General features: G+C 42.1%; 12 protein-coding genes and 2 pseudogenes. 11 read left to right on the top strand and 3 right to left on the bottom strand.

The features are described from left to right. Positions 1-714: pseudogene (locus O3603_RS10825) on the top strand (hypothetical protein); the annotation flags it as partial. A gap of 849 nt (positions 715-1,563) precedes the next feature. Further along, positions 1,564-2,055: a pyridoxamine 5'-phosphate oxidase family protein gene (locus tag O3603_RS10820; protein ID WP_311454576.1), complete on the top strand. Its 492-nt coding sequence runs from the start codon at positions 1,564-1,566 to the stop codon at positions 2,053-2,055. Positions 2,056-3,393: 1,338 nt separating this feature from the next. On the opposite strand, the gene O3603_RS10815 is transcribed toward O3603_RS10820, so the two are convergent. The 3 genes from O3603_RS10815 to O3603_RS10805 all read right to left on the bottom strand — a co-directional run bounded on the left by O3603_RS10815 (position 3,394) and on the right by O3603_RS10805 (position 4,656). Next, the gene (locus O3603_RS10815) at positions 3,394-3,489 is read right to left on the bottom strand and encodes a smalltalk protein (RefSeq protein WP_155716537.1); all 96 of its coding nucleotides are present in this window, start codon (positions 3,487-3,489) and stop codon (positions 3,394-3,396) included. A 64-nt stretch (positions 3,490-3,553) separates the two neighbouring features. Further along, positions 3,554-4,054 (bottom strand): HU family DNA-binding protein, encoded by a 501-nt coding sequence (locus tag O3603_RS10810; RefSeq protein ID WP_155716538.1) that lies wholly within the window; start codon positions 4,052-4,054, stop codon positions 3,554-3,556. Between the two features lie 113 nt (positions 4,055-4,167). Beyond that, positions 4,168-4,656, bottom strand: a complete 489-nt coding sequence (locus O3603_RS10805; protein ID WP_371522777.1) for a D-Ala-D-Ala carboxypeptidase family metallohydrolase — start codon at positions 4,654-4,656, stop codon at positions 4,168-4,170. Between the two features lie 533 nt (positions 4,657-5,189). On the opposite strand from O3603_RS10805, the gene feoB reads away from it, so the two are divergent. The 9 genes and pseudogenes from feoB to O3603_RS10760 form a co-directional block, all read left to right on the top strand. Further along, positions 5,190-7,673 (top strand): ferrous iron transport protein B, encoded by a 2,484-nt coding sequence (feoB, locus tag O3603_RS10800; RefSeq protein ID WP_371522775.1) that lies wholly within the window; start codon positions 5,190-5,192, stop codon positions 7,671-7,673. 1,481 nt (positions 7,674-9,154) lie between these two features. Next, positions 9,155-12,463, top strand: a complete 3,309-nt coding sequence (locus tag O3603_RS10795) for a SusC/RagA family TonB-linked outer membrane protein (RefSeq protein ID WP_371522773.1) — start codon at positions 9,155-9,157, stop codon at positions 12,461-12,463. Between the two features lie 48 nt (positions 12,464-12,511). Further along, on the top strand, positions 12,512-14,200 hold the full coding sequence (locus O3603_RS10790; protein ID WP_371522771.1) for a RagB/SusD family nutrient uptake outer membrane protein: 1,689 nt from the start codon (positions 12,512-12,514) through the stop codon (positions 14,198-14,200). Between the two features lie 31 nt (positions 14,201-14,231). Further along, the gene (locus O3603_RS10785; RefSeq protein WP_371522770.1) at positions 14,232-15,137 is read left to right on the top strand and encodes a putative zinc-binding metallopeptidase; all 906 of its coding nucleotides are present in this window, start codon (positions 14,232-14,234) and stop codon (positions 15,135-15,137) included. A 21-nt stretch (positions 15,138-15,158) separates the two neighbouring features. Continuing rightward, a complete protein-coding gene (locus O3603_RS10780) occupies positions 15,159-16,673 on the top strand; it encodes a DUF4302 domain-containing protein (RefSeq protein WP_371522768.1) in 1,515 nt (504 codons plus the stop codon). Between the two features lie 101 nt (positions 16,674-16,774). Next, the gene (locus O3603_RS10775) at positions 16,775-17,902 is read left to right on the top strand and encodes a BACON domain-containing protein (RefSeq protein ID WP_371522766.1); all 1,128 of its coding nucleotides are present in this window, start codon (positions 16,775-16,777) and stop codon (positions 17,900-17,902) included. Positions 17,903-17,949: 47 nt separating this feature from the next. After that, positions 17,950-19,332 carry a hypothetical protein gene (locus tag O3603_RS10770; RefSeq protein WP_371522764.1) on the top strand — a complete coding sequence of 461 codons (1,383 nt, stop codon included), beginning with the start codon at positions 17,950-17,952 and terminating at the stop codon, positions 19,330-19,332. A gap of 1,484 nt (positions 19,333-20,816) precedes the next feature. Then, complete coding sequence (locus tag O3603_RS10765) at positions 20,817-20,987, top strand: hypothetical protein (RefSeq protein ID WP_315087909.1); 171 nt, start codon at positions 20,817-20,819, stop codon at positions 20,985-20,987. A gap of 22 nt (positions 20,988-21,009) precedes the next feature. Beyond that, a pseudogene (locus O3603_RS10760) lies at positions 21,010-21,737 on the top strand (hypothetical protein); the annotation flags it as partial.

Below are 21,737 nucleotides of genomic sequence, written 5' to 3'. Positions count from 1 at the left end.
ATAGCCGTGAAGATCAAGCCTTACTTCACCTATCTTTTCAGCGACGGAACAACAGGCTTGCTACATAAGAACCCTGGAAAGACACCTGTCGGAGTTGTTGTTGACCCTGTAAACCATCTCGCTGCAGCTATAGAAGAGGTCGGAAACGGAACGAAGTATAAGTTTGCTGTAGAGAAATATAGGAGTGTTCCCACTTCAACTGTTCAAGTATCTAACAGTGATCTTACTATTGATGCAAATAGGTATCTGGCACAGTTTGCAACTAGTGGATACGATGAGACATGGAATGCAAGTTATACTTCTTCGAATGTTACAGGGGATAAAGTAAAGGGAAATAACCCTGACTTCCCAGCCTTTTATGCGGCAGGAAGATTCCGTCCCAGTGTTGCGTTATCAGGATCTTTGGCTTCGAAGAAGTGGTTCTTACCATCACAACAAGACTATTTCCATGCTTATGACTTACTCGGTTTTGCACAAGATATCATGTCGATAGGCTCATTAACCCAAAGATATCGGTGGTATGGATACTTGTTCGAAAAGGCTTTTACGGATGCAGGAGGTAAATCTTTCATGACAACAGAGCAAGACGGTTATTATTGGACAAGCACTGCGCATTCTGGAGGTAGTCGCTTTTGGCCAATAGCAAGGGAGCTTTACTTCCCTTCTGAATTCTCTCCCTTCGAGTTTAAGGTACGTGCGTTTGTGTTGTATTAAGGTATGATATTGAAACATTCCCTCTAGCTTTTCTATACTATATAAAGTCTTTCTGATATAAGAGGAAAAGTTTCTTATTATAGTTTAAACGCCCTTCTCCAATCGAGAAGGGCGTTTCTTCGTTATGAAGAGAGCCTTTCTTCACACCAACGAAACGCCCCCTTTATTTGCAAACAATGGTTTTCACCCCCCTCTCCATTCGGAGAGGGGGGTGGGGGTGAGGCTGTAGTTGGGTTGTGGAGAGGCTTTAGTTGGATTGTGGAGAGGCTGTCGTTGGGCTGTTCGATTCGGTTAGTTTGGTCCATCGGAATGCTAATCTAGCGTATTAATTACACTTTTCTAGTAAAGAAAAATGTAATCTCTAATATGGACAAATAGGGCAATAACAACGCCTAGAAAAGGCTTTTTATAGACGAGAATATTATAATCATTACAAGTAAGAAAGTGTTTAATATTTTCATAAAGTATAGCTTGCAAAATATTACAGCTACTTTCCTCACTTGCAGTACACGATTTCCACTATCTCGACTAATTGTCAGTAGGATACGACAAAAGTCTTCCGTTTTATAATAAAGGTTAAAAGTAATAGTCTAAAAGCATTTTTCTTGCGGTCGAGCATTGCGTTTTGAAAATAAATCACTACCTTTGCATCAAGTTTTTTTAGTGGTTAATTTAGTTTTAGTATTTAAACCTTGGGTGATGTGAATCAGTCAAGGCTTTTTTGTATCATAGCCTTTCTTCGATATTGAAGAGGGTTAATAAGAAATGATAAGTGTAAAGATAATTTGCAAACGATATACTTGTTTTATATCAAGTACATTGTTGAATAAATAATAAAAAACTATGCAAATGAAATATGTAAACGACCGTGTTCGTCGTCAGGATCGCCTGATGGACGAGGAGCGAGCACTTGAGTTATTAAGAGATGGTGAGTATGGAGTATTGAGCATGGTGGCAGATAACGCTGGTTATGGTATCCCTGTCAACTTCGTTTGGGATGGTGATCACAGCGTGTATATCCATTGTGCGCCATCTGGGAGGAAGTTAGATGCCATTGAAAAGAACCCTAATGTGTCGCTATGTATCATTGGTAACGTCCACTTGTTACCGCGTAACTTCACCACAGAATATGAGAGTGCTATCTTCTTCGGAGAGGCTCGTATCCACCTTTCTGATGAAGAGAAGATGCACGCCCTGCACCTTCTAATCGATAAGTTATCGGCTGATTTCAAGGAGATTGGCGATAAATACGCTCACAAGAGTTTCCATCGTGTGGAGATCATACGCATTGACTTCACTGAATTCAGTGGGAAGAGAAAGAAGGTGCATACGGCTGATTAGGGGGGAGAAGAAGCCTCACAACAGCCTAGCTACAGCCCAGCAACAACCCATCTACAGCCTCTCCCCCAACCCCTCTCCGAATGGAGAGGGGAGTGAATACTATTGTTTGCAAATAAGGAAAAGCCTCTCCCCCTCTCAGAACCAACGGTCACTGACCGAAGGGAAGTAATGGAGAGGGGAGTGAAAACCATTGTTTGCAGATAAAGGGGGCGTCTCTTTGATGTAAGGAAAGGCTCTCTTCGATAAGAAGAAACGCTCTTCTCCATTTGAGAAGGGCGTTTCTTTCTTTTTACCCTTTCGTTATCATGACTCTTGTTCCTATGTTCCTCTGTCTTAATAATATGTCATTAAAACAATATGTCTTTATGTCATTTTGTCTAAAAAACTATGTCCTTCTGTCTAAAAAGCCTGTTCTTCTGTCATAAAAACGGATTTCTAATGCCCTAGATATTTGTTTTCAGTACTCCAGCTGTGCGCTATCTTAAAACATAAACATTCTATTATATATTTATATAAACGGCGACAAAAAAGTGTAAAGTTTAATTATTTTCAATAAACTCCGTATCTGTCGCATTCTTACTCATGCTTGTTAGGGTATCAACTTACTAATCTGTCGCACATAACTACATATCACTGATAACATGAGAGTTGCACATCTTGATAATTAAAGACAATTCATTTCATAAAAGAAGAAACCGAGCTTGATAAGAGATAAACGTTCGCTATAATCGAGAGAATGTCAAGAAAAAGGAAAGAAAAGCACTACAAACTACTAATTTGTCGCCCTTTTCCTCCCTTTCTGTCGCCCTCTTTCAAAATAACCTCCCCTTTTGTCGCAAAGAATCTACCAATTTGTCGCATGGAAGCTCCCCTTTGGTCGGTTGAAACTTACGTATTTGTCGGCTATTACCAGCGTAAGACTTTATGAATCAACACGATACATAGGCGTAATAAAGTCTACTAATTAGACTACTATTGACCATCTATCCCGAGACTATTTACGTTTTCTTGTGTTATTATTGATTGTCAATACAAAGGCAGTTTACCTTTTCTTATGTTATTATTGATTGTCAATACAAAGACAATTTACGTTTTCTTGTGTTATTATTGATTGTCAATACAAAGGCAGTTTACCTTTTCTTGTGTAATTATCGATTGTCAATACAAAGCTAGGTTACGTTTTTTAGTGTTACTACCGACCATCTATTGCAAAATAGCTTACGTTTTTTTAGTGCGTATGAAACTCACTGGAGTAGGGGAGCAAGGTATTAGAAACGATACAGCCTGCGAACACCAGAGTACTGGTTGTCCGCAGGCTGTGTTATAGAAGTAGGTTAATTACCTACAAGACGTTACACCCAAAGTGGTGGCAATAGCGGTGATGATGGTCACAGCTAGTTGGAGAATTGTTCTCCATGTAGATGGTTTGATCATGATTATACGACTTTAATAATGAAAAAATTAGTACTTAACTCTCTTCCTTCCAATAGACATTCTATTATCCAGCAGATATTGGTCCATGTTCCTCTGAGCCCTCAGATGAAGCGGGATCGGAGCCTTTCTTGCCCCCTTTCTTCTTAGTGGAACCCTTATAAATAAGCGATTCCTGCACCTTTAAGCCCGTCAATAAGAGAGGTGTGCGACGTCGGTCTGCCCCAACGCTAACGGCTGGTGTGAAGATAACATGAGGTCGGGAGATGTGCTTTTGGACGTTAAAATCCTTGACATTCGTCACCCCTTGCGAGTGAATTCCTACTCGGAACGTTCCCAAACTGTCGAGTTTCACACGCTTACCCTCACGCAGTGCGTAGTTCATCTCGCCCACTAGTGCAGTGATGACAGCAATCACATCCGAGTGAGTCACCGTACAGGAATTGTTGATGCGATTGGCTAACTCCTTCATATCCACTAGTTCGGGAGAGAAGGCGCGGGCGTACCATGCACCCTTGTGCTTACTGTTTGTGCGATTGTCTTGATACAAACGATACTTAATAGACATAGTTTTGATGATTTAAAAAGTGAATAATTAATGATGTAAATAACAAATGATTGAAAATGTAAATATATAAAGATATAATACTATAAAAGCGTACTTTTGATTCATTCGAAGCCTTATCTGTGATTGATAAACTTGTGTCGATTCCCCCCAGAACGTTTGTAACTGACGTGTATCCAACGCTTTACAGGTTGATTGACAGGCTCCAGAATGATTTGATCAAAGTTTGTTTTGAGCAACACACGGATATATTTATCCCTCATTTCGGGCGTTGTGAAATGTATATCAGCCGCCTCCCCTCGCAAGTGTTGTGAGTTAGCTACCCCTCCAACAGCCACGTTGAGTTGTTGACAGCGGTATCCGCTCGTGATAATCACTCGTCCTACTTGTTGTCTGAGAGGTTCTAACACATTCACAGCCAATGCCTTTAAGTTCTCTATGACATCGTCATACGAAGGTTCAAAAGGCGATGGATTCTTCCCCGGCATATTATCAATATTTAATTGAATAGCCGTTCCCGATCGCAACATCTCACCGAGTGTGAAGTGGGGAGAAAGGCGTTGCTCGAGGTCAACGGGGGTTGGATTTCGATTCTTTACATTCATGTACTTATATATTTATATTATAACTTGTTTATGTGAACAGATGCTTTCTGAACACATTGCAAAGGTACAATTCAAAGCGAGGGAAAGCAAGTAAGAGCTACATAGGGATGTTAGTAGAGTTATTGGAGGGCGTTAGGTGGATTGAAGGAAACGCCCTTCTTGCCTGAAAGAGAGCCCCTCTTGGCATGAAGGAAACGCCCTTTTAGGGGGGAAGAAGGCGTCTCTTTCTAACGCCATCAGCACCGCCTCCTTTCTTCCCTGCCTATTCGAGGAGGAAAGAGAGCCTATCGGCAGTACTTCACGATAGGGCTGATTTGAATGAAAGGAATCTGTCAAATAAATACCATGACATCGTGTTATTTCGTCTGAATAGATACCTACTAGTAGGTATTTACTACTTAGAAACGCCAATAACCAGCGTCTTATCAGTTTTTTTCACTACCTTTGCTTATTGTGTTAGGCACGTTAGAAGGAGAGCGAACAGGTATTACTTTTGATGCACCTAATCGAAGAATGTAAACAAAGGAATAGATATGAAACTATCATCATTACAAACGGGTGAGGTCGGAATCATTGTTAAGGTGTCCGGACATGGCGGTTTCCGTAAGCGCATAATAGAGATGGGCTTTATCGAAGGAAAGCAAGTGGAGGTGCTTTTGAATGCGCCGCTTCGTGACCCAGTGAAGTATAAGATTATGGGATATGAGGTCAGTTTGCGTCATAGCGAGGCTGACCAAATAGAGGTTGTGCACCTTGATGAGGTGCAAAAAGGCGATTCCCAGGACAAGAAACAGAACCTGAATACGGCTACAATGGCGGATCCGCATGATAAAGAAGACCATGCCTTGATGCCTTCGGAACCATCGGAAGAGTCGAAACGACGCACTAAGACTATCAATGTAGCACTCGTTGGCAACCCTAACTGTGGGAAGACTTCCTTGTTCAACTTCGCTTCTGGAGCGCATGAAAGGGTGGGTAACTACTCCGGAGTGACCGTAGATGCGAAAGTGGGACGTGCTGAGTATGAAGGATATGAGTTCCATCTCGTCGACTTACCAGGCACTTATAGCTTGTCAGCATATAGTCCTGAGGAGCTATATGTGCGTAAACAGCTGGTCGAGGAGACGCCCGATATCGTCATCAACGTCATCGATGCGTCCAATTTAGAGCGTAACCTTTACCTCACCACACAGCTCATTGACATGCACGTGCGCATGGTCTGCGCCTTAAATATGTATGATGAGACCGAAGAAAGGGGCGACCATATTGATTACGAGAAGTTATCTGAGCTCTTCGGAACGCCTATGGTGCCCACAGTCTTTACCTCTGGACGTGGTGTGAAAGAGCTTTTTCATCAGGTGATAGCCGTCTATGAGGGCAAAGAAGATGAGCGTTTACAGTTCAGGCACATCCATATTAACCACGGACATGAGATAGAACAGGGTATAAAAGATATTCAGGAACATTTGAAGAACTACCCTGGTTTGCGTCAGCAATACTCTACCCGCTATCTAGCCATCAAACTCCTCGAGGGCGATAAGGATGTGGAACGACTCATCCAACCGCTTGGCGATTCCCTAGAAATATTCCAGCACCGTGACAGAGCGGCGCAACGTGTGAAGGAGGAAACGCTCAACGATTGCGAAACAGCCATCATGGACGCTAAATACGGGTTCATCCATGGAGCCTTGGAAGAGTCGGGTTATACCACAGGAGATAAGAAAGACACCTATCAAACAACCCATCTCATTGACAAGATACTAACGAATAAGTACTTAGGGTTCCCTATCTTCTTCTTAATCTTGCTCTTGATGTTCACCGCAACATTTGTTATTGGACAGTACCCAATGGACTGGATCGATGCAGGAGTAGCCTGGTTAGGCGACTTCATCAGCCAGAATATGCCTGACGGACCTGTTAAAGCGATGTTAGTAGACGGAGTTATCGGTGGAGTTGGGGCTGTTATCGTGTTCTTACCACAGATTCTTATCCTCTACTTCTTCATCTCTTACATGGAAGATAGCGGTTACATGGCACGCGCGGCATTCATTATGGATCGCTTAATGCATAAGATGGGGCTGCATGGAAAGTCCTTCATTCCATTGATCATGGGCTTTGGCTGTAACGTACCAGCGGTGATGTCTACCCGAACCATTGAGAGTCAGCGCAGTAGACTCATAACAATGTTAATCCTTCCATTGATGAGTTGTTCAGCAAGGCTACCTATTTATGTTATGATAACAGGTTCGTTCTTTGCCCTTAAATATCGGTCATTAGCCATGTTGTCACTCTATGTCATCGGTGTGTTAATGGCTATTGTAATGAGTCGATTGTTCTCTGCCTTCGTTGTAAAAGGCGAAGACACACCCTTCGTGATGGAGCTTCCTCCTTATCGATTCCCTACTTGGAAGGCGATTGGAAGACATACTTGGGAGAAGGGAAAGCAGTATTTGAAGAAGATGGGAGGCATTATCTTGGTCGCATCCATCATCGTTTGGGCACTCGGTTACTTCCCTCATACGGATGATCCGAGCGTTTCCAATCAGCAACAACAGGAGCAGAGCTACATCGGAAGAGTAGGTCGTGCGGTCGAACCAGTGTTCCGTCCGATGGGATTCAACTGGAAGTTAGATGTCGGATTGTTGGCTGGTGTGGGTGCAAAAGAGATTGTCGCATCCACAATGGGAGTGCTTTATTCTAACGACGATAGCTTTAAGGACGATAGTAACTTCAGTTCCGAATCAGGGAAGTATGTGAAGTTACACGAACTGATAACACAAGATGTGGCGCAATTACATGGTATCTCTTATGAGAAAGCACAGCCAGTAGCAACGCTGACAGCCTTCTGCTTCCTCCTTTTTGTGCTGCTTTATTTCCCTTGCATAGCCACGATTGCAGCGATAAAAGGTGAGACGGGCAGTTGGGGATGGGCTCTTTTTGCTGCCAGTTACACCACAGCTCTGGCGTGGGTGGTCAGTGCGGTGGTCTTCCAAATAGGCTGTTTATTTATAGGATAAGGTATAGAAAAGAACCTTGCAAGCTCTTAGAAATAAAAAAGCTAGTTGTCTTAGGAATCTTAAGGCGACTAGCTTTTCTCTTTTCTCGAGTGTTACTAACCTCACAATATCGCCCCAATTCCTTTTGACAACTAGCTTTCCCGAAGTCCTTTGAAACCCTGGTAGCATCAGAGGTAATCGTCCTTCTGTTCTTGAAAAAACACCTAATAATATAAATCAAATTGCACTTCAACGTTCTTCATAAGCCCTATATAAAAAAGAAAACGGCAGAGCATCCGCTCTTCCGTTACCTCCGAATAACCATCGTCTCACGACGTTGATGTTTCTACAATCTTTACCTAAAATATAACTAAAAACCTAAATCTATTACTAACCTAAACAAATCTTCTTATTCAAATTGTAATCCTGAGCAACCTTATGTACCTACAAAGATACTAAGACCTCATTGGTAATTAGATACGTATTGTATCTTGATTACGATGCAAAGGTACACCCTTTTTTTGAAGTGACAAACGTTTTCAAGGTTATTTTTCATCGACTGTGATGTTTCTTGATGTATATCAATTATAAAGCGTAATATTATCTATTCTTATTATTAAAGGTTATAAGAAAAGGTGAGAAAGATGTGTTCTGATAGTAAGGAGAGGCCTCACCCCCGTCCCAACTACAGCCTCTCCCCCGCCCCCTCTCCGAATGGAGAGGGGAGTGAAAACCATTGTTTGCAAATAAAGGGGGTGTTTCTTTGATGCAAGGAGAGGCTCTTCTCGACATAAGGAAACGCCCTTCTGCAATCGAGAAGGGCGTTTCCTTTAATTCTAGAATATGATTACCTCTATTCCCACTAACCATCCTCTCTCATCCTACTAGCAGTATTCACGCCCCTCTCCATTCGGAGAGGGGATGGGGGAGAGGCTGCTTCCTTAATTCCAAAATACAATCCTCTCTCATCCTACTAGCAGTATTCACGCCCCTCTCCATTCGGAGAGGGGACGGGGGTGAGGCTGTAGATAGGTTGCTGTGAGGCTGTAGATAGGTTGGGGGTGAGGCTGTAGATAGGCTGTGGTGAGGCTTTAGTTAATTCGTAGTGCAGTCCCTCTTCGATAATAACAAAGTGTTAATTAATGCGTGTTTTATTTACATTTTTTATATTGTAAGCACCTTTTTCGCTGTATAAAATATGTATTTTTAGATTATAAATAATGATACTTACAACAAAATAAAGGCTGAATTGTAATTTTTTATATCAATTACTTGCTTTTTTTCTATTTATTCTCTAAATTTGTCAACGAGCCTACTTGCAATGCACGTAAGGTTCTAAACTATAACAATTATGAACTAATAACATTTGAAGAAGGCGAAAGCCATAAACGAAGAGACTTAATTCTATACTTAAAATAACTATGCGAAGCGTTACTGCTGAGCGACGTTTTTAATAGTATAATATCACTATTTTCAATTCAGTTAAATCAAAAACGAGATCTATGGAGAAAAGATTAGCACTATTCTTGTTTGCTCTCTTGCTGTCAATTGGTACAGCTTTCGGCCAAACAAAGATTACTGGTACTGTTATTTCTCAGGACGATGGTGATCCCATCATAGGTGCTTCTGTTATGATACAAGGCACAACGATGGGTACAGTTACCGACATTGATGGTAAGTTCTCACTTGATGTTCCTGCAGGAAAGAAGCTTGTCGTGAGTTACATTGGTATGGCAACCCAAACCTTAAGTCCTAAGGCTGGAATGGTGGTAACGCTTACTAATGACAATCACACACTAAATGAAGTTGTCGTTACAGGTATGACCCAACAGGACAAGAGATTGTTCTCTGGTGCGGCAACAAAGCTTGATGCCTCTAAAGCGAAGATTGATGGTATGGCGGATGTGAGCCGTTCTTTGGAAGGTAAAGCCGCTGGTGTGAGTGTTCAGAACGTATCAGGAACCTTTGGTACAGCACCTAAGATTCGTGTGCGTGGTGCCACTTCTATCTTCGGATCATCAAAGCCTCTATGGGTGGTAGATGGTGTCATCATGGAAGATGTGGTCGATGTATCGGCTGACCAACTCTCTTCAGGTGACGCTAACACCCTTATCTCTTCTGCTATTGCAGGTTTGAACTCTGACGATATAGAGAGTTTTCAGATCCTAAAGGATGGTTCTGCCACCTCTATATATGGTGCGCGCGCGATGGCGGGTGTGATTGTTGTAACGACAAAGAAGGGTCGTGCAGGTCAAGCACACATCAATTACACTGGAGAATACACCTTGCGACTGAAGCCAAGTTACCGCAATTTCAACATAATGAACTCTCAGGACCAGATGGCAATCTATCAGGAATTGCAGCAAAAGGGCTATCTTAACTATGCAGAAACGGCTAATGCAGCCAATAGTGGTATCTACGGAAAGATGTATCAACTGATAACTCAATACGATCCAGACAAGGGGCAGTTCGGACTTCCTAATACGGAAGCTGCGAAACTGGCGTATCTTCGTGATGCAGAGTACCGTAATACAAACTGGTTCGATGAGCTTTTCTCTAACGCCATCATGCATAATCACTCTGTAAGTGTGTCTGGTGGTACGGATAAGAGCCAATACTATGGTTCTTTATCAGCTATGTTTGACCCAGGATGGACGCTCGATAGCAAGGTTCAACGCTATACCGCAAACCTCAATTTCACACATAATATAAGTAAGAAGCTCTCTGTCAATCTCATTGGCAACGCCTCTTATCGTAAGCAAAAAGCACCAGGAACATTGAGTTCAGATACTGATCCTGTAACAGGAACAGTAAAGCGTGACTTCGATATCAACCCTTATTCTTATGCGCTGAATACATCTCGTGCATTGGATGCACATACCTTCTACACACGTAGTTATGCTCCTTTCAATATCTTCAGTGAGTTGAATAATAACTATATCGACCTTGCTGTGCATGATTTCCGTATATCGGGAAGCATTGATTATAAGCCTACTTCTAAGTTGAAGTTTACTTTCTTGGCTGCTGTAAAGTCGGCTGCTACATCGCAGGAGCATAATATCCTTGATAATTCAAATCAAGCTCTTGCTTATCGTGAGATGGGTACATCAACTATTCGCAAGGCGAACCCATTCTTGTACAAAGACCCTGATCACATCTACGACTTGCCTATCACAGTTCTTCCTTATGGTGGTATCTATGAGAGAACAGATAATAGCTCGTTCGGTTGGGACACCCGTCTCTCCTTCTCTTATAATGATGTATTTGCAGAGAAGCACATCGTTAACGTTTATGGTGGTATGGAAACAAACTATACAAACCGCCATTCAATATGGTTCCGTGGCTGGGGTATGCAGTATTCAAAAGGCGAGATTCCTCTCTACGCATACCAAGTCTTCAAGAAAGGACAGGAGGAGAAGTCGGATTACTTCTGGATGACTAACACCCATTATCGTAGTGCTGCTTTCTTCGGAACTGCCACTTACTCTTTCGCACATCGCTATCAGGTGACTGGTACCGTACGCTATGAAGGAACCAACTACTTAGGTAAGGCACGTTCTGCCCGTTGGCTTCCTACATGGAACATATCAACTGCTTGGAATGCACATGAGGAGAGTTGGTTTGCCAATACATTTAAGGATGCACTCACACATGCTACTTTGCGCTTGAGTTACTCACTAACGGGTGATCGTCCAAATGTGACCAATGCGTTGCCAATCTATCGTAGTTCAACCCCTTGGCGTCCATTCGCTAGCTTGTCAGAAACGGGTATGAGCATGACAATGGGTAACTCCGATCTTACTTACGAGAAGAAGCATGAGTTCAACATCGGTGCTGACTTAGGTTTCTTGAGCAATCGCATTAACTTCAGTATAGATGCTTACTGGCGTAATAACTATGACCTCATCGGTTACTTCAATAGCCAGTTATATGGTGAGTTCTTGCGTGCGAACGTTGCTTCTATGCGTTCACATGGTTTGGAGTTCACACTTTCTACACAGAATATTAAGCGTAAGAACTTCTCTTGGAACAGTGACTTTATCTTCTCACATACCAAGAATAAGATTACTGACCTTTACTCTCCTGCACGTATCTTAGACCTTGTGCAGGGTACAGGTTTCCCACTCGTGGGTTATCCAGTACGCTCAATGTTCTCTATTCCGTTCCGTGGTTTGAATAAAGAAGGACTCCCAACGTTCCTCGATCAGAATGGTAATATTACCACAACGGGCATTTACTTCCAGGAACGCGACAAAGAGAAGACGAAGTTCCTCAAGTATGAAGGACCTATCGACCCTACATTTACGGGTTCTTTGGGTAACTCTTTCCGTTACAAGAACTTCTCTTTAAATGTGTTCGTTACTTATTCCTTCGGTAATGTAATTCGTTTGGACGATGTCTTCAGCAATGAGTATGACGACCTAACATCCATGACTAAGGAGTTCCGCAACCGATGGGTTGTACCTGGAAATGAGAAGGTCACGAATGTTCCTGTTATAGCTTCTCGCCGTCAGAACTTCAATGATTCTAATCTAAAGTATGCTTACAGCGCATATAACTATTCGGATGTTCGTGTGGCAAAGGGCGACTTCATTCGTATGAAAGAGATTTCTTTGGGTTACGACTTCCCTAAGTCTGTTGTGAAGGCATTGGGTGTTAACACACTAGCAATGAAACTTCAAGCAACCAATCTATTCTTGATTTATGCTGATAAGAAGCTCAACGGACAGGATCCTGAGTTCTTCAATACTGGTGGTGTGGCTGTTCCTACACCAAAGCAGTTTACTTTGACGCTGAGATTAGGACTTTAAGAGAGACAATAAGAAACTGTATTCTCATAATAGTTAGATATTTACAATATGAAAAAGAAATATATTTTCCTATCGGTTCTGGCTACAGCAGTATCTGTAACTACGCTTTCTTCTTGCGATGACTACCTTGATACAATGCCAGATAATCGTACTGTTCTTGACACGGAGGATAAGATGTCAGACCTTCTGACAAGTTCCTATCCTTCTTACGAATACACTCTTGTGAACGAACTGATGTCGGATAATGCCGATTACTATGGTGCAGAGAATCCTAACGGAGGTCGTTTGGGTGACCAGATATACTTCTGGAAGGATGTTACCGAGTCTTCGAATGAGGCGCCTTCACGCCTTTGGTCGTCATGTTATAATTGTATCGCCAATGCGAATCAGGTGCTCGAATCACTCAAAGAGTATAAGTTCTCGGATGAAAAAGCACAACAGCTGAAAGCGGAAGCATTGCTCTGTAGGGCTTATGCACACTTTATCTTGGTCAATGAATTTGGTCTTGCTTACAATACAAAGACGAGTACAAAAGATTTAGGAGTGCCTTTGTCAACGAAAGTGGAGAAGATTACTGCTAAGCACGAACGTGCTTCTGTAGCTGCAGTCTACGAACAGATTGATAAGGACTTACAGGAGGCTCTACCATTGGTAGGCGATAACTATAAGGTGCCTAAGTATCACTTTAACGTGAAAGCAGCCTATGCTTTTGCCACTCGGTTCTATCTCTTCTATGAGAAATGGGATGAGGCTATCAAGTATGCCGACCTCTGTTTGGGTGGTCAGCGTGGTCCGCTGCGTGACTGGTCAGTACTCGGAAGTATGGCAGATGATAATGATGCATTAATCAATCATTATATCAGTGCGGACCTAGGATGTAACCTTATGTTCTCCGACTTCTACTCTTCTTCAGGTATCTACCTCGGCGCATACGTTGTTTACAAGCGCTATTCTCATGGTCGATACCTTGGTGCTAACGAGGACATCTTGGCTAACAATGTATGGGGATCAGGCGGTTATTACAAGCGACCACTTAATATGGCGGGTGCGAACTTCGATATTTGTCTCTTTAACAAGATGGCTTATAAGTTCCAATATACTGACCCTGTGGCACAGACGGGATTCCGTCGTCTGACCTTGCCATTGTTTACTACGGATGAAGTCTTGCTTAGTAGAGCAGAAGCACTCATAATGAAGAAACAGTATGACAAGGCTTGCGAAGATCTCAACGCATGGATGCACAACATCGTAAATACTACTGTTACGTTGACTCCAACACTGATTCAAAACTTCTATAACAGCGTGAATTACTGTTATGATGACGTTGATCACTTGCAGTCAACAGTAAAGAAACACCTCCACCCAGCCTTTGATATCGACGCAGAAGGCTCTGTACAGGAAACGATGTTACAATGTGTATTGGGCTTCCGACGCATTGAGACAGTACAAGAAGGTAAGCGTTGGTGGGACATCAAACGCTATGGTATTGAGATTCCACGCCGTGAAATGGATGCTAGCGGTCAGCCAAGTAAGGTCTTGGATGTGCTGAAGAAAGACGATCCACGTCGTGCTGTTCAGATTCCTCTACCGCAGCGTAACGCCGGAGTACAGCCTAACCCACGTAATGGGGAGAGCTCAACAGTGGTGGCTCCAGCTGGTCCTTTGGACAAATTCCTCAATAATGTTACCTCGGATGTGGACTTCTCTAACAAGCTCATAAGGGCTTCGAAGAATTGATAATGTTGGTTATTTAAATAAGACATAAGTTATGAACAAATACTTTATATATAGCTTATTGCTGGCGATGGCAGGTATGACCTTCACTGCTTGTAGTGAGGATAAACTGGACAGCACCAGTGTTATTCAGCCTGATGAAACCGGTAACAGCGAGTTTGACAAGTGGTTGGATGCCAATTTCGTAGCACCTTATAATATTGAGTTCCTCTATCGTTACAAGGATAACGAGACGGATATGAACTATTTCAACATACCTGCAAAGGTGGAAGATGCAGTCAAATTGGCACACATCGTGAAGTATTCTTGCTTGGAGGCTTACGATCAGGTGGCAGGCGTGAACTTCACTCGTGCTTACTTCCCAAAGATGTTCTATGCTGTTGGAGACTTCGAGTTTAAGAGCAATGGAACGATGATCTTGGGTACTGCTGAGGGTGGAAAGAAAATCTTTCTGGCTGGTACTAACCATCTAGATAAGTTCTTGACGAGTAGAGAAGAGCTCAACACCTATTATTTGAAGACGATTCATCATGAGTTCACACACATCATGAATCAGACAAAGGACTACCCTGCAAACTTCAAACTCATTACGGGTACTGGGTACGTGTCCGATGCTTGGAGTCAAGAGCCATATTGGAAGGCGGAGTATTACCTGAAGCATGGATTCATCTCAGCCTATGCGCAGCATTCACATGTGGAGGACTTCGCAGAGATGTTATCTATCTATATCACTAATCCAAAGACCCAATGGGATGCGTGGATGACGGAGGCTGGAACCGACGGGGCTAAGCTCATCCAACAGAAACTGGACATTGTTCGCTCTTACATGAAGACACAATGGAAGATAGATCTTGATAAGTTGCGTGAGACAGTGCTCCAACGTGAGGATGATATTGTGGCTGGCAGAGTTAATCTGACCGACCTTACCGTCAATAATTAATAAGTATTGAAGATTATGAAGATGAATAAGTTATTAGCATATTTATTCCTCCTTCTTCCCGCATTGACGCTTCAGTCATGTTTGAAGAATCAAGAGGATGTGTTTCCTGAGTCGTCTGCTGCACAGATGAAGGACTATCTCGACAAGACAAAGGATGTGTTAGCAAGTTCAGAGAAGGGATGGGTTCTCGATATGTACCCCGATAAGACAAGGAAGTACGGAGGCTTTGCTTTTGTATTGAAGTTTGATGCGGATAAGGCAACTGTTGGTAGTGAATTATCTCCCAACCCCTCCAATCTAATCACATCTCTATATAAGACCACCGCTGATGATGGTCCTGTGCTGACGTTCGATACGTATAATGCATGGATGCACAAGCTTGCTACGCCTAGTTCTGAGCAGACTACGGCACTCGGTGGAGACTTCGAATTTGTCATCGATAGCATTGGCAGTGATTTAATCGTGGTACACGGAAAGCGCAATCAGAATGTGATGTACTTCCGTAAGTTGACTGATCAGACCATGACGGAGTACCTCACAGCCGTTAAAAAGATGAAATCTACCTTCAAGATGTCCGAAGGCAAGGGACGAGTTGGGGACAAGAAGGTTGTGATGAAGTTCTCTAATCACAGGCTAAACTTGTCAGTTGGCGATAAAGAAGTGGCCAGCAAGGTTGCTTACACACTTACTGATAAGGGCATCCGGTTCTATAGTCCATTGGATTTCAATGGTGTGAAGGTTAGCGAAATGACCTTTGATGCAGAGGGAAACAAGCTCACAGCAAAGGAAGACGCCAATATCGTGCTATATGGTTTCACACCTCAACTATCCAAGAACGACGATGCTTTCGAGAGAGAACTCTATGTTGGCGAAGACATCCAGTCGGTTACTACCTCTGAAGGCTCTGAATGGTTGACAGTTACAAAGACGTCTAATGGTATTAAGGTATCGGCTCCTGCCAATACATCTGGGCATATCAACAAGGCCGTTATCAAGGTCAAGACAGCTGATGGAGAGTCTACTATCACTGTCACACAAGCTGACTTTGATAAGGATGTAGCGGGTAATTACACCTTATACTTCAATGATTACTATGATGCCGCACAAACTACTCCAGCTACAATAAGCCGTGAGACAGATGGAAAGATACTCATGAAGTGGACGACCAGTGGTGTTCCTGTTACCATAGAGTTGACTTGGAATTCCGAGAAACTTGCTCTGGACATGGAAAGTAGACAGCTAATTGGAAAGTCATTGATGTCTAGTGGCGATACATGGTACTTCTACAACATCTTCTTCTATGAGGGTAATCAATGGTCAGGGTACAATGGTAAATTCACTTGTAGCTTCCCATTGAGTTATACCAAGAATGCTGCAGGCACCTACGAGACCTCTGGTGCTCTCACAGGAAAGTCTTCTTTAGGTGGTGCCGTAGAAGCTCTTTGGATGAGCGCATTCAAAGGTGAGGGTACAGATGCAGGTAATTACCTCGGCAGCTACGAGTCGTTTAAGAAGTTGAAGATAGTTAAGAACTAGATAAAAGTTCACACTTAATATTCTCGGTGTAGCCTTGCTGTTGGAACGGAAGAATGCTCTTAGCAGTTAGGATACACCGATTTTTTAATAAGATATATGTGATGAAGAAGTTATATTCGATGTTTATGCTGCTAACCACCCTATTTGTTGTGGTTGCATGTAGCGATGATACAGAGAATCCTTACGTGATGGAATCTCAAGTACAAGTAGTGAAAGCAAATGTTCTCTTCGGTGCTAAAGGTGGCGAAGGGAGTGTAGAAGTGACGGCACCAGGCGTTATCTCTGCTACTCTGAATAGTTCCTGGGCGGTTGCGACGGTTGAAGGAAAGACCGTAAAGGTCGTTGCACAGCCTAATGAGAGTGGCAATGGGCGTTCTGCAAGACTTACTATTAAAAGTGGAGAAGACTCTACACAGCTTACAGTTCAGCAGACTGGGCTAGTCTTTTCATTGCAGGCTGAACCTTCTTATATCGTTAATGACCAAGCAGGAGAGAAGCAATTTGCCCTCGAACACACCAATGCTATAAACATAACAACGACTGCTGAATGGCTTACAGCAAGTTATGATGATGATAAATTCATAGTGAAATATACACAAAATACCACTGGGCGCGTTCGAACAGCTAGGATTAATTACAGCAGTGGGAATGTTAGTAATTCCATCGTAGTGACCCAAGGCGCTTTAGCAGATATCATTGATAAGTCTTACTTATTGGTTGGAACTTACAATGCTAATGGTCAGCAACGTGGTATAGAGTTCCCTGCAAACTTTGTGCAGGAGTCTGGTAAGCTATTCCTGCATATTAGCAGTACTAGTGCAGGCTTCGATTGGAAGATTCCAGTGACCTTTGATGAGGCAAACCTAAAGCTCTCTTTAAAGTCTATTGATAATGTGGGAACTTTTACAGGTGATATTAAAGGAGATGGAACAAGTATGACGGCGAATGTCTTCCTATTGATGTATAGTACAAAGGTAGGAGGTAAATCTATTGTAAGTAATGATAGTGGAGTCTTTTCGGGTAGCTTCTTTACGACAAAGACAGGTGAGATGAATTGCAATCTTGATGGTAATGTCGTGAATGGTAACCGCCTTAATTCCCTAATCTTTGCGGCAGCTACGGGTGCAACCTTTAGTACAGAGACCTTTGTAGGGTCGCTTCTTTCGATGGACGAACCCTTCTTACGTGAAGTAGTGACAGCCGCAACGAGGGCAAAAACGAGGTTTTAAGACCTTACGTTTGGGCTTACATTATTAACAAAAAACACCAACTTATTATGAAGAAGAGATTATTATATGCAGCGTTTGCTACATTGTTCATCTTCTTACTCACAGCTTGTCGTGATAAAGAAGATGTTGTTTTGACGTTGAAACCTCAATTGAATCCAAGTGAACTTACGCTTACAGTGGGGGATAAAGCGACTGTTACACTTACAGGTGTACCTCAAGACGTGGAAGTCTTTTGGATAACTGGTGCCGATAATATAGCTTCTCCCGTCAATCGTACGCATGATAAGACAGATGTCCAGGCTGTAGGTGTTGGCAAGACGAATATTATTGCAGTTGTTAAAAGTAAGGGAGAGCGCCTCGAACTGAAGTGTCCTGTTACCGTAAATCAAAACCCTAACAAGCAACCCATTGCCTTTGAGGATGCTAACTTGAAGCGTCAACTCCTTGCAATGCAGCCTTCTATTGATAAAGATAATGATGGAGAAATAACCCCAGAAGAGGCAAAAGCGGTTACAGATATTGATTTCCATTTCGACAGTAAGGGTGATGCTATCCCTGACAAGGTTATCAAGAGCGTTGTAGGATTGGAGCAATTCACGAATTTAAGAGCACTGAATTTGAAGAATCAAGATATTACCAACGCTGCTTCTATTGAGAAGTTAGCCAGTTTGGAGACGCTCAACTTATGTGGTAATAACATCACAAAGCTAGATGTATCATTGATGACTAATCTTAAAGACTTGCGTCTTTATGATACAGAACTCACTGCTCTTGATCTCTCTAAGAATATTAACTTGGAACAACTCTACATCCAGCGAACCAATATAAGTAGCCTTGATATTAGCCAACTAAAGAAGTTACAGCTTCTTATGGCTAATGGTGCAGCCCTTACGGAACTTACTGCTGTAGATTTACCAGCCCTTGAGCAGATTCAAGTCACTAAGAATAACATCAGGAAGATGACCATTCGTAATCTCCCAGCACTACAACAGTTGCATGCTAATAGCAATGTATTGAAGGAGATAACACTTGAGAATCTACCAGTGTTACAGCGTCTTAACCTTTATGATAATGCTCTTGAGTCGCTAACACTGAACCTTCCTAAGTTGATGTTCCTATTTGTTTATGACAATCAACTTAGTCAACTTGATACATCGCACTTGCCAATGCTCTTCCAGATAAGCGTATCTAACAATCCAATTAAGAAGCTTGACTTATCTTCTAATCCTATTGTTCGCAACATAGAAGCCGAGAATATGTCTGCAATGACAGAGCTAAATCTAAAGAACAATGGCGACTTTGACGAAGATTACGAGTATCTTATTATAGATGGAAACACGTCTTTAAAGACGATATATGTGGATGCGGGCAGTGAAGCAACAGCCGTGAAGCAACTTGTTGGGTCAAAGGCTATCAATGTTGTTGAGTAATAGTTAGGTACAAAAAGGTGGTCGATAAGAGAGGAATAGAGATGTATCTCGACTCTTATCAATGCTGAAGTAGTATCTTCATATAGAATTTTCATAGTTAAAAGAAAGTCTTTTAAATGACTTTAGTGAGCCTTGCGGACAGTGATGTTAGCAAGGCTCTTATATTGTGTTAGATACGTGAAGTAGGTTTGCTTGTCCTTGTTTGCATTGTAAAAGGAGATGTGGAGAAGGTGATGATATGAAACTTATCCCATCTTCTTCAGCGTTAACAATACTTTTGTTCTTATGTTCTTTTGTCTTAAAAAAATGTTCTTTCGTCCCTAATATCTGTCATTTAACAAACAAGCGGATAGTGTCCTTCTCACAAGGAAGGGCTGTCTTTGCAAACTACTGACTGTCAGTGAGATTACGAGGTGAGGGTTAGGTGAAAGTGAGGAGCAGGTAAAAAATGTTTAAAAAATAGCCTTTTAAGATGTTATCACTTGCTTTTTACGATTATTTTACCTATCTTTGTCCATGTCATTTAACGATGTATGAACATTGAATTTACTAATTAATCTAATTAACGGAGGTAATTAAAATGAAAGAAACTAAGACCTTGGATTTCTTCGATGACTATGACTTCGAGAATCAGAGTAATCAGGAGACCGCCAGTGCAAAGCATTTACTCGGTGGTGAGATTTGGTACAATTAGCGTAAGATAATAGTAGTTTTTATTATTAAACGAATACTTTAGTAATGTTGCAACCCCGAGAGTTCTATAAAGAAGAGCTCTCGGGGTTCTTCTTTTGATGGGTTGCTTTAATGAAAAGAAACAGCCTCACCCCCGTCCCCTCTCCGAGTGGAGAGGGGAGTGAATACTGCTGTTTGCAAGTGAAGGAAAGCCTCCCCAAGCCCCTCCGAAGGAGGGGATGTGTTCCCCCAAAGTACTCCTTTCTATCTAAAAGAGCCTCTCTTTCATGTGAAAAGGGCGTTTCTTCGTTATGAAGAGAGCCTTTCTTCACACCAACGAAACGCCCCCTTTATTTGCAAACAATAGTTTTCACTCCCCTCTCCATTCGGAGAGGGGTTGGTGGTGAGGCTTTTAGTTGAATCAAAGAAGGGCGTTAGCTTCTGTGTATTCCCATGTTCCTTTAGGAACTCTGTGTCCCTTTCAGGCTCTGTGCCATTTGTGTATTCCGTGTTAAAAATGCCCTAGCAAAGAACTTATTGATGTTTTTCAACAACAGAAGTAATCACATTTTTGAATTGTGAACTTTGCACTTTAAATCAAAGAAGAGCTTTGGGAGGAACACATCCCCTCCCTTGGAGGGGCTTGGGGAGGCTTTCCTTTATTTGCAAACGCAACTGTTTTATATATAGTTTATGCTTATTTAACAAAAATGGGGGGGGTAAATAAAGGTTTATTAATACCTTTGCAGCCAATTAATACGCCGTTTTCTATATTAGAACAAAACTATTTAACAAATACAATTAAACCATTTATGAGAAAGAAGAGAACCTATATTCCACCGAGAGTGGTGCAGATTAATTGTGAGTATGAGGGCATGATATGTCATAGTAAGCCAATAACTCCTGATGCAAATAACTCTAGTGAAGAAGATTGGAATCCGAATGAAACCATCGGAGGAGACGATGAACACGGATTTGAATAAACCATTGATAAGACTTAAAAAGATGTTATACAATTTAAAGAGTACAATTACAAAGATTGGTTTTGGTGCAGTGATAGCCTTGTTCGTAGGCTGTAATAACAATGTAGAAAATGATGCTGCAAGTAATCAAAAAGCAAAAGTTGGAATTGAGATTATCGAGTCAGGCTATGATAATCTAGCCCCTGCTTCACGTGCTGTAAGTAGTAATAGCGATAATCAAAAGTCTGTTGTTGATTTTAACGACTGCGGTGCTTCTACCGAACTTGTCCCTGATCAATCAAGTAAAGAACCTGCAACACGTGCCATAACAGGCAATACGCACTATACAATTCGATTCTATGAAGGGTCGACGAGAGTAGGGGAACTAAAGGGAAGAATGAACGGTTCAACCTTTACTCCTGATGCGGGCACATCTAACCAGCTATTTTTAATGCGTGGAAAGACTTACACTTTTGTTTGTTTCAACGATGATGTCGTTGCAAATGGAGAGTCTCTTGAGGTAAGTTTGGATAAAGCTGCGACTGCACGCATTGGACGACAAACAGTCACAACAGGTACTACTTGGGCGCAAGAAACGGTAAAGATTATCTCTAAACATGCTGGTGTGCGTGTCAGAACACAGATTCAAGCACAGAAGCATACGGTAAAAGACTTTAAAGCTAAGTTCCTTTCAAACTCGACAAACATACCTAATAAGGTGTCATACAATCCTGTTACGGGTGTTTACACAACCCTCTCTACAGCTGCATT

The organism is Prevotella sp. 20925_1_30 (genome assembly GCF_041433025.1).
Classification (GTDB): Bacteria; Bacteroidota; Bacteroidia; order Bacteroidales; family Bacteroidaceae; genus Prevotella; species Prevotella vespertina.
The sequence above is the reverse complement of the archived record's forward strand: the minus strand, read 5'-3'. Positions and strand labels throughout refer to the sequence as shown.

Coding starts and splice junctions, on each gene's coding strand:
- O3603_RS10820 (WP_311454576.1), top strand. CDS start 1,564: ATGAAATATGTAAACGACCGTGTTCGTCGTCAGGATCGCCTGATGGAC.
- O3603_RS10815 (WP_155716537.1), bottom strand. CDS start 3,489: ATGATCAAACCATCTACATGGAGAACAATTCTCCAACTAGCTGTGACC.
- O3603_RS10810 (WP_155716538.1), bottom strand. CDS start 4,054: ATGTCTATTAAGTATCGTTTGTATCAAGACAATCGCACAAACAGTAAG.
- O3603_RS10805 (WP_371522777.1), bottom strand. CDS start 4,656: ATGAATGTAAAGAATCGAAATCCAACCCCCGTTGACCTCGAGCAACGC.
- feoB (WP_371522775.1), top strand. CDS start 5,190: ATGAAACTATCATCATTACAAACGGGTGAGGTCGGAATCATTGTTAAG.
- O3603_RS10795 (WP_371522773.1), top strand. CDS start 9,155: ATGGAGAAAAGATTAGCACTATTCTTGTTTGCTCTCTTGCTGTCAATT.
- O3603_RS10790 (WP_371522771.1), top strand. CDS start 12,512: ATGAAAAAGAAATATATTTTCCTATCGGTTCTGGCTACAGCAGTATCT.
- O3603_RS10785 (WP_371522770.1), top strand. CDS start 14,232: ATGAACAAATACTTTATATATAGCTTATTGCTGGCGATGGCAGGTATG.
- O3603_RS10780 (WP_371522768.1), top strand. CDS start 15,159: ATGAATAAGTTATTAGCATATTTATTCCTCCTTCTTCCCGCATTGACG.
- O3603_RS10775 (WP_371522766.1), top strand. CDS start 16,775: ATGAAGAAGTTATATTCGATGTTTATGCTGCTAACCACCCTATTTGTT.
- O3603_RS10770 (WP_371522764.1), top strand. CDS start 17,950: ATGAAGAAGAGATTATTATATGCAGCGTTTGCTACATTGTTCATCTTC.
- O3603_RS10765 (WP_315087909.1), top strand. CDS start 20,817: ATGAGAAAGAAGAGAACCTATATTCCACCGAGAGTGGTGCAGATTAAT.